We start from the raw sequence: 15,027 nt of genomic DNA on the forward strand, positions 1-15,027 counted from the left end.
CCCTCGCCGGTCTGGTCGCCCGCGTGGCACCCGACCCCCGCGGGATCGCTGTCGCCGTCAACGGCGGCGTCGTCCCGGCACGCACCTGGTCGGACGTCGAGCTGGTCGAGGGTGACCAGGTCGAGGTCGTCACCGCCCACCAGGGAGGCTGACGTGCTGGAGGTGGCAGGACGACAGCTGGCTCCACTGTGGCTCGGCACCGGGGGGCTCACCAGCCTCGAGGCAGTGCGACGCGTGGTCGCCGCCGGCGAGCCCGGCCTCGTGACGGTCTCGCTCAGGCGGGTCTCCGACACGGGGGACGGCGGCCTGCTCGCCACGCTGCGCGAGCTCGGCGTGCCGGTGCTGCCCAACACCGCGGGGTGCCTGAGCGCGCGGGAGGCGGTGCTGACCGCCGAGCTGGCTCGCGAGGCGCTCGGCACCGACTGGGTCAAGCTCGAGGTGATCGGTGACGAGCGCAGCCTGATGCCCGACGTGGTGGAGCTCCTGGAGGCGGCCGAGACGCTGGTCGGTCTCGGCTTCACCGTGCTGCCGTACACGACCAGCGACCCGGTCGTGGCGCGGCGGCTCGTCGACGTCGGGTGCGCCGCGGTGATGCCGCTGGGGTCGCCGATCGGCTCCGGGCGGGGCGTCGCCGACCCGCACGCCATCGAGTCGGTGCGCGCCGCCGTCGACGTGCCGGTCGTGCTCGACGCCGGCATCGGTACGGCGAGCGAGGCCGCGCACGCCATCGAGCTGGGCTGCGACGCCGTGCTCGTCGCGACGGCGGTCACGCGCGCCGAGGACCCCGTCGCGATGGCCCGTGCCATGCGTCTCGCCGTCGAGTCGGGGGCCCTGGCGCGGGGTGCGGGGCGCATCCCGCGGCGGGAGCAGGCCAGGGCCTCGAGCCCGATGTCTGGGCGGGTGGGTCGATGATCGCGCCGCCACTGATCGTGCTCACCGATCGACACCAGCTGCCCGAAGGCCGCGGGCTCGAGAGCACGGTGGCGCGGTGCGCCGAGGCGGGTGCCACCACCGTCCTGCTCCGTGAGCTGGACCTGCCGGCGACCGAGCGGGCGGTACTCGTGCCCAGGCTGTCGGCCCACGTGGACGTGCTGGTCGCTCGCGCCTTCGTCGCTGGATCCAGGGGTGTGCACCTCGGAAGCAGGCAGGCGCGTGCCGACGCAGGCGGCCACCGTCACGGACGCTCCTGCCACGACGAGGACGAGGTGCGCCGAGCGGTCGACGAGGGCGCCCGGTGGTTGACGGTGTCGCCCGTGGCGAGCACGGCGTCCAAGCCCGGCTACGGTCCACCGCTCGGTCGCGCGCGGCTCGGCCGGCTCGTCTCGCTCGCCGCGGGAACGCCTGTCTACGCCCTCGGCGGCGTCGAGGCGTCCTCGGTCGCCGAGCTGGTCGACTCGGGCGTGCACGGGATCGCGGTGATGGGCGCGGTCATGCGTGCGCCGGACCCGGGCGTCGTCGTGACAGCCCTGCTCGCCGAGCTGGGGGAGCGATGAGGACCCCCCTCGTGGCGCTCAGCGTCGCCGGCACCGACTCAGGCGGGGCAGCCGGGCTGGCGGCCGACCTCACCACCTTCGCCGCGCTCGGTGCCCACGGCGCCAGTGCGGTCACGGCAGTCACGGCGCAGGACACGACCGGCGTCCACCGCGTGGTCGCCCTGGCTCCGGACGACGTGCGCGCCCAGGTCCGCGCGGTCCTGGACGACCTGCCGGTGGCCGCCGCCAAGACGGGCATGCTCGGCTCCGCGGCGGTCGCGGGCGTCGTCGCCGACGCGCTGGCGGGCCGTGTGCCGCTCGTGGTCGACCCGGTGCTCGTCGCCACCAGCGGTGCCGCGCTGGCCGACGAGGCCGTCGTCGCCGCCTACCGCGACCTCCTGCTGCCCGGAGCCGACGTGGTGACGCCGAACCGCGATGAGGCCGCAACCCTGACCGGGCTGCCCTGGGAGACCGCACCCGAGTCGTTGGCGCTCGCGCTGCACGACCTCGGCCCGGCCGTCGTCCTCACCGGCGGCGACCCCGGCTCCGGGCGGTGTCTCGACGTCGTCGTCCGCGACGGGGTCGTGTCGGTGCTCGAGCACCCCACGATCGCGACGCGCAACGACCACGGAACGGGCTGCACCTTCAGTGCCGCCCTGGCCGTCGGGCTCGCCCGCGGGCTCGACCTGTGCGCTGCGGTCTCGCGCTCGCAGGCCTTCGTCTCCCGCGCGCTCACGTCGTCCGCGGCGTGGGAGCTCGGTCGGGGCCGCGGTCCCGTGGCCCACACCTTCACCCCTCACCACCACCAACACCACCACCAGCAGGAGAGCTGATGCACATCCACCCGTCCCACAGCACCGTCCACCGTCCGGGCTCACGCGCGGACCTCGCCGTCCCGTTCACCCGGGTGCACCTCACCAACGGGGAGACCTTCGACCGCTACACGACCGCCGGTCCCGGCAGCGACCCCGAGGTGGGGCTGGCTCCGCTGCGCGCGGCCTGGGTGGAGGAACGCGCCGACGTCGAGGAGTACGACGGCCGCGAGCCGCAGCTGCTCGACAACGGCCGGGCCGCCGTACGACGAGGCGCGGCCCGCGAGCAGTGGCGCGGCCACCGGGCGCGTCCCCGGCGTGCCCGGGCCGGGCGGACCGTCACTCAGATGCACTACGCACGGCGCGGGCTGGTGACGCCGGAGATGGAGTACGTGGCGATCAGGGAGGGCGTCGAGGTCGACGTCGTCCGGGCCGAGCTCGCCGCGGGCCGCGCCATCATCCCGCTCAACGTCAACCACCCCGAGGCCGAGCCGATGATCATCGGCAAGCGGTTCCTGGTCAAGGTCAACGCCAACATCGGCAACTCCGCGGTGACGAGCTCGATCGCCGAGGAGGTCGACAAGATGACGTGGGCCGTCACGTGGGGCGCCGACACGGTGATGGACCTCTCCACCGGCGACGACATCCACACCACTCGCGAGTGGATTGTGCGCAACTCGCCCGTGCCGATCGGCACGGTGCCGATCTACCAGGCGCTCGAGAAGGTCGACGGGGACGCCGCGCGCCTGACGTGGGAGGTCTACCGCGACACCGTCATCGAGCAGTGCGAGCAGGGCGTCGACTACATGACCGTGCACGCCGGCGTGCTGCTGCGCTACGTGCCGCTCACCGCGGAGCGGATCACCGGCATCGTCTCGCGCGGGGGCGCGATCATGGCCGGCTGGTGCCTGGCCCACCACGAGGAGAACTTCCTCTACACCCACTTCGACGAGCTCTGCGAGATCTTCGCCCGCTACGACGTCTCCTTCTCACTGGGCGACGGCCTGCGCCCGGGGTGCGTCGCGGACGCCAACGACGAGGCCCAGCTCTCCGAGCTGAGGACCCTCGCCGAGCTGACCAGCCGCGCGTGGGAGCACGACGTGCAGGTGATGGTCGAGGGCCCAGGCCACGTGCCGCTGGACCTGGTGGAGGAGAACGTCGTGCTGCAGCAGGACTGGTGCCACGGTGCGCCGTTCTACACCCTCGGGCCGCTGGCGACCGACATCGCGCCCGGCTACGACCACATCACCTCGGCCATCGGCGCCGCGACGATCGCGATGCACGGCACGGCGATGCTCTGCTACGTCACGCCTAAGGAGCACCTCGGGCTGCCGAACCGCGACGACGTCAAGACCGGGGTGATCACCTACAAGCTCTCGGCGCACGCGGCCGACGTCGCGAAGGGTCACCTGGGGGCACGGAACTGGGACGACGCCCTGTCGAAGGCCCGCTTCGAGTTCCGCTGGCACGACCAGTTCGCGCTCTCCCTCGACCCGCACACCGCGGAGTCGTTCCACGACGAGACGCTGCCCGCCGAGGCGAGCAAGACCGCACACTTCTGCTCGATGTGCGGTCCGAAGTTCTGCTCCATGCGGATCAGCCAGGACGTGCGCGACCGCGCCGCGCGGAGCGGGGCAGCCACTGACACGGTGGTACGCGAGGGCATGGCGGCGAAGTCGGCGGAGTTCGTCGAGCTCGGGAGCTCGGTCTACGTGGAGCGGTGAGGGCCGGGGCGACGTGCGCCCCACCCGGTGCTCAGGTGGTCTGCAGCGTGGTGCGCACGTCGACCTCGGCGTGCAGCGTGCGGTGCACCGGGCACCGGTCGGCGATCTCGAGCAGCCGCTCGCGCTGCTCGTCGTCCAGGTCGCCCTCCAGTGTCACGACCCGGTCGATGCGGTCGAGGTGACCCGTCTCGGTCTCGCAGTCCTCGCAGTCGCTCGCGTGGATGCGCGAGTGACGCAGCGACACGCTCACGTGGTCGAGCGGCCACTCCTTGCGGTCGGCGTACATGCGCAACGTCATCGACGTGCAGGCACCGAGACCGGCGAGCACCAAGTCGTACGGCGAGGGGCCGGCGTCGCGGCCCAGGGGCAGCGGCTCGTCGGCGACGACGACGTGCCGACCGACCGTCACACGCTGGCCGAACGGTCCGGGACCGTCCTCACTCACCAGGACCGCGCCGTCCCCAACGCCGTCCCCGACGCTGGGTGCGTCCGCAGGAGCGGGAGCATCCGCGGCGTCCGCGGGAGTGTCGGGCGTGCTGGCGTTCAGGTCCTCGTCGAGGTGCCGCTCGGCCCACGCAGCGAGGATCGAGGCGGCGAAACGGGCGTCGCGAGCACGGGAGAGCAGGTGGTCGGCCCCGTCGAGCGACACGAACGACTTGGGGTGGCGCGCCGCGTCGAAGATGCGTCGGGCGTTGTCGACCCCGACGGTGTCGTCGGTGGGGGAGTGCATCACCAGCAGCGCCCGCCCGAGCCGAGCGATCCGCTCGGCCTGGGGCTGGTCGGAGATGTCGTCGAGGAACTGCTTGCGGATCCGGAACGGACGCGCGGCGAGACGGACCTCGGCCTCACCGGTCCGCTCGATCTCCTCGCGGTCCTCGGCGAGCAGGTGCAGCCGGTGCTCGGTGTCGGCGGGCGCGCCGATGGTGGCGACGGCACGCACCTCCTCGATGCGCTCGGCGGCCGCGAGCACCGCCGCGCCACCCAGCGAGTGACCGATCAGCAGCGTCGGCGCCTCGTGCTCGTCGCGCAGATAGTCGGCGGCGCACTTCAGGTCTGCGACGTTCGAGGTGAAGTTGGTGTTGGCGAAGTCGCCGTCCGAGCTGCCCAGGCCGGTGAAGTCGAAGCGCAGCACGGCGATGCCGTGGTCGGTCAGGGCGCGGGCGATCCGGGAGGCGGCGAGCACGTCCTTGCTGCACGTGAAGCAGTGCGCGAAGAGGGCGAAGGCCGCCGGCTCGCCATCTGGTTGGTCCAGTCGCCCCGCCAGCGGGGTGTCGGCGGACCCGGGGAAGGTGACCTTGTCGCTGCGCATGACGCGATCCTCCTCCAACGGCCTGCGAGCACTCGTAGCGGCACCCGACCCGGCAGCGGTCACGACTCGAGGATCGTGGCGTTAAAGTCCCCGGATGACCTGGCTCCTGAGCATCGTCGGCGTCGTCATGATCGTGCTCGCGCTGCGCGACATCTTCCACACGCTGTGGCACCCCGGTGGGTTCGGGATCCTCTCGCGCCTGGTGTTCGCCGGGAGCTGGCGGGTGGCCCGGCTGAGGCTGGTCGCCTCGCGCGCCCCGCACCTGGCCGGACCGCTGGGCCTCGTCGCGACGCTCGGGACCTGGGCGGCGTTGGTCGTCGTCGGCTTCACGCTCCTCTACCTGCCGCACATGCCCGAGGGCTTCACCTTCGGGTCATCGGTGAACCAGCAGGCGTCCTCCGACCTCGTCGAGTCGCTCTACCTCTCGACGGTGGCGCTGGCGACCCTCGGGCTCGGAGACATCCTCCCGGCGACGCCTTGGCTGCGCGCTCTCGTGCCGGTCGAGGCGCTGGTCGGGTTCCTGCTGCTGACCGCCGGGATCTCCTGGATCCTGCAGCTCTACCCGGCGCTGAACAGGAGACGCGCGCTGGCGCGTCGACTGACGACGATGTCGCGCACGGGGGCGGCAGGAGTGGTGGAGTCGGGCAAGGCCTCGATCGCCGTCCAGCACCTCGAGGGGGTGCGCAACGAGCTCGCGGGCGTCGAGCTGGACCTGCTCCAGTACGGCGAGTCCTACTACTTCCACGAGAGGGACCCCGAGATCTCACTGCCCGCGGCGCTCCCGTGCGTGGTCGAGCTCATCGAGGCAGGGAAGCGTTCGTCGGCCCTGGAGGTGCGTCAGGCGGCCGTGATGCTGGACGACGGGTTGTCCGAGCTGTTGGCCCTGGTGCGCCGCGAGTACCTCGGCCACCGCAGAGACGTCAGGGGTCGTGACGAGACGCTCGCCGCCTACGCCCGCGACCACCTGCAGCAGCATCTCTGAGGAGGGCCTCTCGCTCCCCCGCGCAGGGGATGCCTAGCGGCTGCACGCATCGGGTAGAAACGTCGCCATGTGGTTCGACACGTGGTCTGACGTCCTGCGGGTGCTCCTGGTGGGCCCCGCCTCCTACTTCACCGTCGTGCTGGTGCTGCGCGCCTCGGGCAAGCGCACGCTCGCCAAGCTCAACGCCTTCGACCTGGTCGTCACCGTGGCGCTCGGCTCGACGCTCGCGACGATCTTCCTGAGCAAGGACGTGTCGTGGACCGAGGGCGCTGTCGCGCTGGCGATCCTGGCGCTCCTGCAGATGACGGTCGCCGTCCTGACGTCGCGGTTCCCGGTGGCGCGCTCGGCCTTCACCGCGGGGCCCACCCTGCTGCTGCTCGACGGTGAGATGCGCGACGACGCGCTCCGGTCGGCCCGGCTCACCGAGACCGAGGTCTGTCAGGCGGTCCGCAGCAGCGGCGTAGGCGCCCTGAGCGCGGTCGCGGCCGTGGTGCTGGAGACCGACGGGAGCCTGAGCGTGATCTCCCGCGACCAGGCCGGCGACCGCAGTGCGTTGAAGGACGTCCCCGCGGCCCGATAGCGCTGCGGGTGGACCGCAGTCCGTTTTCACGCCATACTCCACCCAAAAGTAGAACACGTTCTAGTTTCATGGGGGACTGGGTGTACGACTTCGAGGGTGACACGCACGCCGACTCAACGGCCGGAGGTCAGGGGCCGCATCGAGCGCTGATGCTGCTCGAGCTCCCACGCTTCGCGGGCGAGCTCGCCGCCTCGCACGCGGCCGACCTGGTGTCGCCGCGACGCGCACTCGGCGAGGGCAGGCCGGTGCTGGTGATCCCCGGCTTCTCGGCGACCGACCAGATGACCGGGCGCCTGCGCAACCACCTCAAGCGTCATGACTTCCGGGTGCACGGCTGGGCCCAGGGCTCCAACATCGGACTGACCGATCGCAAGATCGACGGCCTGGTCGAGCGCTTCGAGTCGCTTCGCTCGACATACGACGAGCCGATCAGCGTGGTGGGCTGGAGCTTCGGGGGAGTGCTTGCTCGTTGGCTCGCCCACACCTACCCCGACGACGTCCGCCAGGTTGTGTGCCTCGGCTCGCCGTGGCGCGCGGACGGCGAGCGCACCCGCGCGACCGGCATGTTCGAGCGCTCGCGTCGCAAGCACGGGCTCTCCGACCGAGCGCGCCCGATGGTCGACCTGCTGCGCGGTCCGCTCCCGGTGCCGGTCACCGCTGTCTACTCCAAGACCGACGGCATCGTGCCGTGGCGTGGCTGCGCCGTCGAGCCGTCGACCGCGCCGCCGGCCGAGAACGTCGTGGTCGCCAGCAGCCACGTCGGCATGGTCGCCAACCCGCTCGTGCTCGACGTCGTGGTCGACCGGCTCTGCCAAAGCCCCGACGACTGGCAGGACTTCGCCTGGCGGGGAGCCCTGGCCCGCAAGTGGGTGACGGCATGAGCGCCGACCTGCTCGCCGAGCGTGACCCGGCCTACATCGCCCGGGCCCTGCCGCTGCTCAAGCTGGCGATGAAGGGCTGGTTCCGCTCCGAGGTCCGCGACGTCGACCGCGTGCCCGACGGAGGTGCCCTCATGGTCGGCAACCACTCCGGTGGGCTGATGGCGATGGACGTGCCGATCCTCGCCGTCGCGTTCGCCGACACCTTCGGGGCCGAGCGGCCGCTCTACTGCCTGGCGCACGACCTGCTCTTCACCGGCCCGGCCGACGCGTTCTTCCGCAAGTTCGGCTTCGTGCCCGCCGACCGTGCGAGTGCCGAGGAGGTGCTCGCCTCGGGGGCGGTGACCATGGTCTTCCCCGGGGGCGACTACGACACCTTCCGCCCGACCCTGACCGCCAACACGATCGACTTCGGCGGTCGCAAGGGTTACGTCCGGACGGCACTCAGGGCCGGCGTCCCGATCGTGCCGGTCGTCTCGATCGGCGGCCAGGAGGCCCAGCTGCACCTGACCCGAGGCGAGTGGATCGGACGGCGATCGCCGCTGCGCAAGGTGATGCGCACCGACCTGATGCCCTTCGCGGTCGGCTTCCCGTTCGGTCTGATGCCGGCCGGGCTCGGCAACATCCCGCTGCCGACCAAGATCGTCACGCAGGTGCTGGACCCGATCGACGTCGAGGCCGATTTCGGGCCGGATCCCGACATCGCCGAGGTCGACGAAGCGGTGCGTGCACGCATGCAGGCCGCGCTCGACGACCTGGCCGCCCAGCGCCGCTTCCCGGTGCTCGGATGAGCGCCCGGGGCAAGCTGCGCACGCAGCTGTGGGCCACCGGTCACCTGCTGCGCAGCCGGATGATCGGGCCGATGCGGCCCGACCGCTACGTCGGCATGGCGCGCATCCTGCGGCGCTACGGACCCCACGCGACGACCGGCTTCGCGCTGGCCGCCAACCGGAAGCCCGACGCCGTCGGGCTCATCGACGAGCGCGGCTCGTTGACCTGGCAGGAGATCCAGGACCGCGCCGACGCTCTCGCGGTCGGCCTCGCCTCGCTGAACGGCGCCCCGCCGTCGTCGGTGGCGATCCTGTGCCGCAACCACCGCGGCTTCGTCGACGCGCTCCTGGCCGCCGGTCGCCTCGGCGTGCCGGCGCTGCTGCTCAACACCGGGTTCTCCGGGCCCCAGCTCGCCGACGTCCTCGAGCGCGAGGGCGCCTCGCTGATCGTGTACGACGAGGAGTTCGCCGGGCTCGTCGACGATGCGCGCGCCAGGATCCCAGCGCTGACCGAGGTGCTCAGCTGGGTCGACAACCCCTCGGCCCACCGCAACAAGCAGGTCGCGGAACGCCTGATCGAGACCCACCGTGGGGAGCAGCCTCCGCTGCGGCGTCCGGGACGCGTCGTCCTGCTGACCTCGGGAACCACGGGCACGCCCAAGGGCGCCACGCGCAGCGGGGGAGGCCCCGACGAGCTCGCGGCGATGCTGGAGCGGATCCCGTGGCACGCCCGGGAGACGGTCGTCGTGGCCGCTCCCACCTTTCACGCCTGGGGCTTCGGTCAACTCGTGGTCGGGGCGACCATGGCCTGCACGATCGTGCTCCGACGCAGGTTCGATCCCGAGGCCACGCTGGCCCTCGCCGACCAGCACCGGGCCGCCGGCATCGCGGTGGTGCCGGTCATGCTCGAGCGGATCATGGACCTCCCCGGCGAGGTCCTCGACCGCTACACCCTCGCCAGCGTCCGCTTCATCACCGCGAGCGGCTCGCGCATGCGCGGCGAGGCCGTGACCGCCCTGATGGACCGCTTCGGCGACAAGGTCTACAACTCCTACAACGCCACCGAGGCCGGTCAGATCACGGTGGCCTCCCCGGTTGACCTGCGTCACGCCTCCGACACCGCCGGCCGACCCGTCACCGGCACCGCCGTCCGCCTCGTCGACGACGACGGCCGGGACGTGGCCGTGGGGGAGGTCGGGCGGATCCTGGTGCGCGGCGCCTCCGAGTTCGACGGCTACACCGCGGGTGACACCAAGGCCTCGCTCGACGGCTTCATGGTGTCCGGGGACGTCGGACGGATGGACGCCGCCGGTCGGCTCTACGTCGTCGGTCGCGACGACGACATGATCGTCTCGGGTGGGGAGAACGTCTACCCGGTCGAGGTGGAGCGGGTGATCGGCGAGCTGCCCACGGTGCGTGAGGTGGTGGTCGTGGGGGTCGACGACGAGGCCTTCGGGCAGCGGCTCGCGGCGTACGTCGTGGCGAAGGACGAGGGTGCCCTCGACCCGGACGCCGTCCGGGCGCACGTCAAGGCGCGCCTCGCTGGCTACAAGGTGCCCCGTGACGTCGTCCAGCTCGACGCGCTGCCCCGCAACGCCTCGGGCAAGGTGGTCGCGCGCGACCTCCCGGCGGTGGCCCGATGACCGCCACCGGGAAGGGCGCGGTGCGGAGGATGAGCGGTGCCGACGCCGGCTTCCTCTACCTCGAGACGCCGTCGATGCACATGCACACCCTCAAGATCGGCCTGGTCGACGCGACCCCGGAGATGACCTACGACAACCTGGTCAAGGCGATGCTCTTCCGCCTCCGCCGGATGCCGGCGCTGCGTCGGCTCGTGGTGCCGGTGCCCTTCGCGCTCAATCACCCGGTGCTGGTGACTCAGCGGCGGGTCGATCCCGACCGACACTTCTTCCACCACCACCTCGGTGGCGAGGGGTCGATGCGGGACTTCGAGCAGGTCGTGGGCGAGATCGCCAGCACCCCGCTCGACCGCGACGTGCCGCTGTGGGAGATCCACCTCTGCGAGGGCCTCGCCGACGGCCGCATCGGCATCGTCGGCAAGATCCATCACTCGCTCGCCGACGGCATCGCCGCCAACGCCATGCTCGCCAACGTCATGGACGTCACCTCGGTCGAGCTGCGTTCGGGCTACGTCGCCGACGCCGAGGAGGGCGCCGAGGTGCCGAGCCGGCCACGACTGGTGGGCGCGGCGCTGCGTGATGCGATCGCCCAGCTGCTCGACGTCCCCGGACTGCTCGTGCGCACGGCGCGCGCAGTGACGGGCATGCTGCGCTACCGGCACCGCGAGTCCAGCGGCGTGCCGTTGCCGATCAAGGACGCGCCCCGGGTCTCCTTCAACGGCCCGCTCACCCCCCGTCGTACCTTCGCCACCGTCACGCTGTCGCTGGCCGACCTCAAGGCCGTACGCCGTCAGCACGAGGCGGTCGCCGGCCTCACGCTCAACGACGTGGTGCTCGCCGTCACCTCCGGCGCGCTGCGGCGCTGGCTCGAGGCGCGCGGGGAGCGTCCGAGCGCCTCGCTCACCGCCGGCGTCCCGGTCGGGATGGACCCGCGCGACAGTGACCCGCGGCTGTTCGGCAACAACGTGTCGAACCTCTTCACCACCCTCGCCACCGACGTCGACGACCCGGCGGAGCGGTTGCGCGTGATCTCCACGACGGCGCGTCACGCCAAGGCCATGAACCAGCACCTCGGCACCTCGCTGGCCGACTGGTCGCAGTTCGCGCCACCGGCTCCCTTCGCGGCCGCCGTGCGCGCCTACAGCCGGCACCGCGGGGCGCGGTTCCACAACGCGCCGTTCTCGGCGATCGTGTCCAACGTGCCGGGCCCGCGTGAGCGGGTGAAGATCGGCGGCGCGCACCTCTCCGACCTCTTCAGCGTCGGACCGATCATCGAGGGAATCGGGCTCAACGTCACCGTGTGGTCCTACTCCGACCGGATGAACTTCTCCCTGCTCGCCTGCCCCGACCTGCTGCCCGACGTCGAGGCGCTGGCCGCCCACTTCCCCGCGGCCCTGGCCGAGCTGCTCGGCGAGCGGGTCGAGAGCAAGAACCAGGAGTCCGCATGACCTACCGCACCGTCGGTCGGTACGCCGCGCGTGCGGGTCGGGTAACCGCCCGCCTGACCGGACGGGTCGTGGCCCACGGGCTTCGCAAGGTCGGGGACGGCGCCGTCCCCGACGTGCCCGTCCCGCCACCGGGCCGCGCCGTCGACCTGCCCGGCCGTGGCCGCACCCACGTGCTCGACCTGCCCGGCCCGACACCCGGAGCGCCCACGGTGCTGCTCATGCACGGCATCGCGACCACCGGCGGCCTGACGTGGTTCACGGTGCTCGAGGACCTGCGCCGGCACTACAGAGTGGTCACCTTCGACCAGCGGTGGCACGGGCGGGGTATCTCGTCGGACGCCTTCACCCTCGACGACTGTGCGGACGACGCCGTGGGGGTGCTCGACGCGCTCGAGATCGATGCCGCGATCGTGGTCGGCTACTCCATGGGCGGCGCCAGCGCGCAGGTGCTGTGGCACCGCCACCCCGAGCGGGTCGCGGGCCTCGTGCTCTGCTCGACCGCGGCGCGCTGGAAGGGCCACCTCGGTGAGCGGGTCTTCTTCCTGATGCTGCGTGCGGTCAACGCGGGGCTGCTGTCGGTCGCGGCCGAGAAGGTCCGGGCGCACTCCGAGGCGGCGCTGCCACAGTCGGACGAGGCCGACCTCGCTGGACTGCTGGCCTGGTGTCTCGCCGAGCTCCGCGCCACCAGCCTGTGGTCGCTGCCCGTGGTGATGGCCGAGCTCGGCAGCTTTGACTCCACCTCGTGGATTAAGGACGTCGACGTGCCGACCGGTGTGCTCGTCACCGCCCGCGACAGGGCGATCCCCACTGCGCGCCAGCGACGCCTGGCTGACCGGATCCCTCATGCGATCGTCCGCGAGTCACCCGGCGGTCACGCCTCGCTCGTCTTCGACCTCGACCACTGGAAGCCCGTTTTCCTCGCTCTGGTGGACGACGTCGTCGAGGCGGCGACCCGCCAGGCGCCCTTCGTGCAGTCAGCCGAGGGGTGACTTCCTGATGGGCACGGGGATGCCAGCCCGCGTGGGTGCCGTCGATCCTGGCTCCGGCAGCGGTGGCTACAGTGCGTCGTCCAGCCTGATCGTCCCCATCGCACCGCCAGAGGATGACAACTTCCGATGAGCCTTCCCCTGCGTGCGCTGCTGCTCACGAGCACCGACGTCACCGAGGAACGACTGCGCGAGATCTGGCGCCTGCGGCTGGAGATGCTCACGCTCACCCGGTCGGAGGAGCAGGACTGGGAGGAGTTCCGTGCCGCGGTGGTCGGTGCGGACCGCTACGTCTTCGTCTTCGTGGATCCCGACGACACCGCGCAGGGGTTCTTCACGATCGCCATGCTGCCGGTCGACGTCGAGCGTCGACGCATGCTCCTGATGTTCTCCAAGTACTTCTACTTCCGTCCGGCCTACCGCGGCCACCCCAAGACGATCCTCGCCCCGTGGCGCCTGGTGCCCATCGCGTTGCGGAGCTTCGGGCCGCGCAGCCTGCACTTCGTCACCACCGCGTTCCCGCAGAGCTACGTCTCGCTCACCCGCACCGCCGGCCGGACGTGGTCGTTGCGCGACGACGCGACGCCGCCGAAGGTCCGCCAGGCCCTGGTGGCCTTCGCCGAAGCGTTCTATCCCGGCTCCTTCGACGCGGCGGAGGGCGTGGTGCGAGGCGCCAACGTGGCGGACGGCGACTCGCTTCCTCGCTCGAGCGAGGCGCGGCGCCTGGCCGAGCGCTACGAGGAGCTCAACCCGACCTGGCGCGACGGGGTGACCCTCCCGATCCTGTTCTCCGTCGATGCCCGACTGGTCGGTCACAACGTCGCGAGGGTGGTCCGGCGCTCGGTCCGCCGCGGCTGACGCGTCGGATCAGCCGCCGAGCGCTGCCGCCACCAGGTCGCGGGCCGCGTCCTGCACCTGGGCGAGATGCTCGGGTCCTCGGAAGGACTCGGCGTAGATCTTGTAGACGTCCTCGGTGCCCGAGGGGCGCGCCGCGAACCAGGCCGAGTCAGTGGTGACCTTGAGACCACCGATGCGGGCGCCGTTGCCGGGCGCCTCGGTGAGCTTGGCGAGGATCTTCTCGCCGGCCAGCTCGGTGGCGGTGACATCGTCGGGGGAGAGGGCGGCCAGCTTGGCCTTCTGTGCACGGTCGGCGGGTGCGTCGATGCGGGCGTACGCCGGCGCTCCGTGCTGCGCAACGAGGTCGGCGTAGTGCTCGCTGGGGCTGCGTCCGGTGGCGGCGAGGATCTCCGAGGCCAGCAGCGCCAGGATCAGCCCGTCCTTGTCGGTGGTCCAGGTGCCGCCGTCGCGGCGCAGGAACGAGGCCCCGGCCGACTCTTCGCCGCCGAAGCCGAAGGACCCGTCGATCAGGCCCGGCACGAACCACTTGAACCCGACCGGGACCTCCACCATCGGCTTGCCCAGCGCGCTCGCGACCCGGTCGATCATCGAGGACGAGACCAGGGTCTTGCCGATCCGTGCGCTCGACGGCCAGTCGGGGCGGGCGCCGCCGAAGAGGTAGCCGATCGCCACGGCCAGGAAGTGGTTGGGGTTCATCAGGCCGGCGTCGGGGGTGACGATGCCGTGCCGGTCGGCGTCGGCGTCGTTGCCAGTGGCGATGTCGTACTCGTCCTTGCGCTCGATCAGCGAGGCCATCGCGGACGGCGACGAGCAGTCCATCCGGATCTTCTCGTCCCAGTCGAGGGTCATGAAGCGCCAGGTGGCGTCGACCAGCGGGTTGACCACCGTGAGGTCGAGGCGGTGCCGCTCGGCGATCTCGCCCCAGTAGGCCACGCTCGCGCCCCCGAGCGGGTCGGCCCCGATCCGCACCCCCGCCTCGCGGATGCGGTCGAGGTCGAGGACCTGGGGCAGGTCGTCGACGTAGGTCCCGAGGAAGTCGTAGGCGCCGGCGCTGCGCCGAGCCGCCTCGTACGGCGTCCGGCGCACCTCGCTGAGACCGGCGGCGATCAGCTCGTTGGCCCGCTGCGCGATCACGCTCGTGGCATCGGTGTCGGCGGGCCCACCGTGCGGCGGGTTGTACTTGAAGCCCCCGTCGCCGGGAGGGTTGTGCGACGGGGTGACCACGATGCCGTCGGCGAGACCCGACGTCTTGCCCCGGTTGGCACGGATGATCGCGTGCGAGACCGCCGGGGTGGGGGTGTAGCCGTCCCGGTCGTCGACGAGCACCGTCACGTCGTTGGCGACCAGGACCTCCAGCGCCGAGGCCCAGGCCGGCTCGGACAGCCCGTGGGTGTCGCGGCCGATGAACAGCGGACCGTCGTACCCCTGGTCCCGGCGGTAGTCGCAGATGGCCTGGGTGGTGGCCAGGATGTGGGTCTCGTTGAAGGCGGTGCGCAGCCAGGAGCCACGGTGCCCGCTGGTGCCGAAGGCGACCTGCTGGTCGGGGTCCTCCGGATCGGGCACGCCGG

Annotated in this window: 15 protein-coding genes; 13 read left to right on the plus strand and 2 right to left on the minus strand. The window is 71.9% G+C overall.

The genetic code is table 11. The features are described from left to right. Positions 1 to 23: 23 nt before the first annotated feature. The 5 genes from thiS to thiC are packed head-to-tail and all read left to right on the plus strand — an operon-like array spanning position 24 to position 4,008. Positions 24 to 152, plus strand: a complete 129-nt coding sequence (gene thiS, locus VOI19_RS02605) for a sulfur carrier protein ThiS (protein WP_323791410.1) — start codon at positions 24 to 26, stop codon at positions 150 to 152. A 4-nt stretch (positions 153 to 156) separates the two neighbouring features. Further along, on the plus strand, positions 157 to 912 hold the full coding sequence (locus tag VOI19_RS02610; protein WP_323791411.1) for a thiazole synthase: 756 nt from the start codon (positions 157 to 159) through the stop codon (positions 910 to 912). Beyond that, positions 909 to 1,493 carry a thiamine phosphate synthase gene (locus VOI19_RS02615; RefSeq protein ID WP_323791397.1) on the plus strand — a complete coding sequence of 195 codons (585 nt, stop codon included), beginning with the start codon at positions 909 to 911 and terminating at the stop codon, positions 1,491 to 1,493. Before VOI19_RS02610 ends, VOI19_RS02615 begins: the two co-directional genes overlap by 4 nt. Next, the gene (gene thiD, locus VOI19_RS02620) at positions 1,490 to 2,305 is read left to right on the plus strand and encodes a bifunctional hydroxymethylpyrimidine kinase/phosphomethylpyrimidine kinase (protein ID WP_323791398.1); all 816 of its coding nucleotides are present in this window, start codon (positions 1,490 to 1,492) and stop codon (positions 2,303 to 2,305) included. The genes VOI19_RS02615 and thiD overlap by 4 nt, the downstream gene beginning before the upstream one ends. After that, a complete protein-coding gene (thiC, locus tag VOI19_RS02625; protein ID WP_323791399.1) occupies positions 2,305 to 4,008 on the plus strand; it encodes a phosphomethylpyrimidine synthase ThiC in 1,704 nt (567 codons plus the stop codon). Before thiD ends, thiC begins: the two co-directional genes overlap by 1 nt. A gap of 31 nt (positions 4,009 to 4,039) precedes the next feature. Here thiC and VOI19_RS02630 read toward each other — a convergent pair whose 3' ends face one another. Next, entirely contained in the window at positions 4,040 to 5,317 is a 1,278-nt protein-coding gene (locus VOI19_RS02630; RefSeq protein ID WP_323791400.1) for an alpha/beta fold hydrolase, read from the minus strand. A gap of 94 nt (positions 5,318 to 5,411) precedes the next feature. On the opposite strand from VOI19_RS02630, the gene VOI19_RS02635 reads away from it, so the two are divergent. The 8 genes from VOI19_RS02635 (at position 5,412) to VOI19_RS02670 (ending at position 13,459) form a co-directional block, all read left to right on the plus strand. Continuing rightward, entirely contained in the window at positions 5,412 to 6,299 is an 888-nt protein-coding gene (locus VOI19_RS02635; RefSeq protein WP_323791401.1) for a potassium channel family protein, read from the plus strand. A gap of 67 nt (positions 6,300 to 6,366) precedes the next feature. Beyond that, positions 6,367 to 6,879 (plus strand): DUF421 domain-containing protein, encoded by a 513-nt coding sequence (locus tag VOI19_RS02640; RefSeq protein ID WP_323791402.1) that lies wholly within the window; start codon positions 6,367 to 6,369, stop codon positions 6,877 to 6,879. A 149-nt stretch (positions 6,880 to 7,028) separates the two neighbouring features. Beyond that, positions 7,029 to 7,760, plus strand: a complete 732-nt coding sequence (locus tag VOI19_RS02645; RefSeq protein ID WP_323791403.1) for an esterase/lipase family protein — start codon at positions 7,029 to 7,031, stop codon at positions 7,758 to 7,760. Continuing rightward, entirely contained in the window at positions 7,757 to 8,548 is a 792-nt protein-coding gene (locus tag VOI19_RS02650; protein ID WP_323791404.1) for a lysophospholipid acyltransferase family protein, read from the plus strand. The genes VOI19_RS02645 and VOI19_RS02650 overlap by 4 nt, the downstream gene beginning before the upstream one ends. After that, positions 8,545 to 10,170 carry an AMP-binding protein gene (locus VOI19_RS02655; RefSeq protein ID WP_323791405.1) on the plus strand — a complete coding sequence of 542 codons (1,626 nt, stop codon included), beginning with the start codon at positions 8,545 to 8,547 and terminating at the stop codon, positions 10,168 to 10,170. The genes VOI19_RS02650 and VOI19_RS02655 overlap by 4 nt, the downstream gene beginning before the upstream one ends. Next, the gene (locus VOI19_RS02660) at positions 10,167 to 11,615 is read left to right on the plus strand and encodes a wax ester/triacylglycerol synthase family O-acyltransferase (protein WP_323791406.1); all 1,449 of its coding nucleotides are present in this window, start codon (positions 10,167 to 10,169) and stop codon (positions 11,613 to 11,615) included. The genes VOI19_RS02655 and VOI19_RS02660 overlap by 4 nt, the downstream gene beginning before the upstream one ends. Further along, positions 11,612 to 12,604 carry an alpha/beta hydrolase gene (locus VOI19_RS02665; RefSeq protein ID WP_323791407.1) on the plus strand — a complete coding sequence of 331 codons (993 nt, stop codon included), beginning with the start codon at positions 11,612 to 11,614 and terminating at the stop codon, positions 12,602 to 12,604. The genes VOI19_RS02660 and VOI19_RS02665 overlap by 4 nt, the downstream gene beginning before the upstream one ends. Before the next feature lie 126 nt (positions 12,605 to 12,730). Then, positions 12,731 to 13,459 carry a hypothetical protein gene (locus tag VOI19_RS02670; protein WP_323791408.1) on the plus strand — a complete coding sequence of 243 codons (729 nt, stop codon included), beginning with the start codon at positions 12,731 to 12,733 and terminating at the stop codon, positions 13,457 to 13,459. Between the two features lie 9 nt (positions 13,460 to 13,468). On the opposite strand, the gene pgm is transcribed toward VOI19_RS02670, so the two are convergent. Next, on the minus strand, positions 13,469 to 15,027 hold a 1,559-nt coding region (gene pgm, locus VOI19_RS02675; protein WP_323791409.1), incomplete at its 5' end, for a phosphoglucomutase (alpha-D-glucose-1,6-bisphosphate-dependent).

It is taken from the genome of Nocardioides sp. (genome assembly GCF_034670285.1).
Lineage (GTDB): Bacteria > Actinomycetota > Actinomycetes > Propionibacteriales > Nocardioidaceae > Nocardioides.

Coding starts and splice junctions, on each gene's coding strand:
- VOI19_RS02665 (WP_323791407.1), top strand. CDS start 11,612: ATGACCTACCGCACCGTCGGTCGGTACGCCGCGCGTGCGGGTCGGGTA.
- VOI19_RS02640 (WP_323791402.1), top strand. CDS start 6,367: ATGTGGTTCGACACGTGGTCTGACGTCCTGCGGGTGCTCCTGGTGGGC.
- thiD (WP_323791398.1), top strand. CDS start 1,490: ATGAGGACCCCCCTCGTGGCGCTCAGCGTCGCCGGCACCGACTCAGGC.
- VOI19_RS02635 (WP_323791401.1), top strand. CDS start 5,412: ATGACCTGGCTCCTGAGCATCGTCGGCGTCGTCATGATCGTGCTCGCG.
- VOI19_RS02670 (WP_323791408.1), top strand. CDS start 12,731: ATGAGCCTTCCCCTGCGTGCGCTGCTGCTCACGAGCACCGACGTCACC.
- VOI19_RS02615 (WP_323791397.1), top strand. CDS start 909: ATGATCGCGCCGCCACTGATCGTGCTCACCGATCGACACCAGCTGCCC.
- thiC (WP_323791399.1), top strand. CDS start 2,305: ATGCACATCCACCCGTCCCACAGCACCGTCCACCGTCCGGGCTCACGC.
- VOI19_RS02630 (WP_323791400.1), bottom strand. CDS start 5,317: ATGCGCAGCGACAAGGTCACCTTCCCCGGGTCCGCCGACACCCCGCTG.
- VOI19_RS02660 (WP_323791406.1), top strand. CDS start 10,167: ATGACCGCCACCGGGAAGGGCGCGGTGCGGAGGATGAGCGGTGCCGAC.
- VOI19_RS02645 (WP_323791403.1), top strand. CDS start 7,029: ATGCTGCTCGAGCTCCCACGCTTCGCGGGCGAGCTCGCCGCCTCGCAC.
- VOI19_RS02650 (WP_323791404.1), top strand. CDS start 7,757: ATGAGCGCCGACCTGCTCGCCGAGCGTGACCCGGCCTACATCGCCCGG.
- VOI19_RS02655 (WP_323791405.1), top strand. CDS start 8,545: ATGAGCGCCCGGGGCAAGCTGCGCACGCAGCTGTGGGCCACCGGTCAC.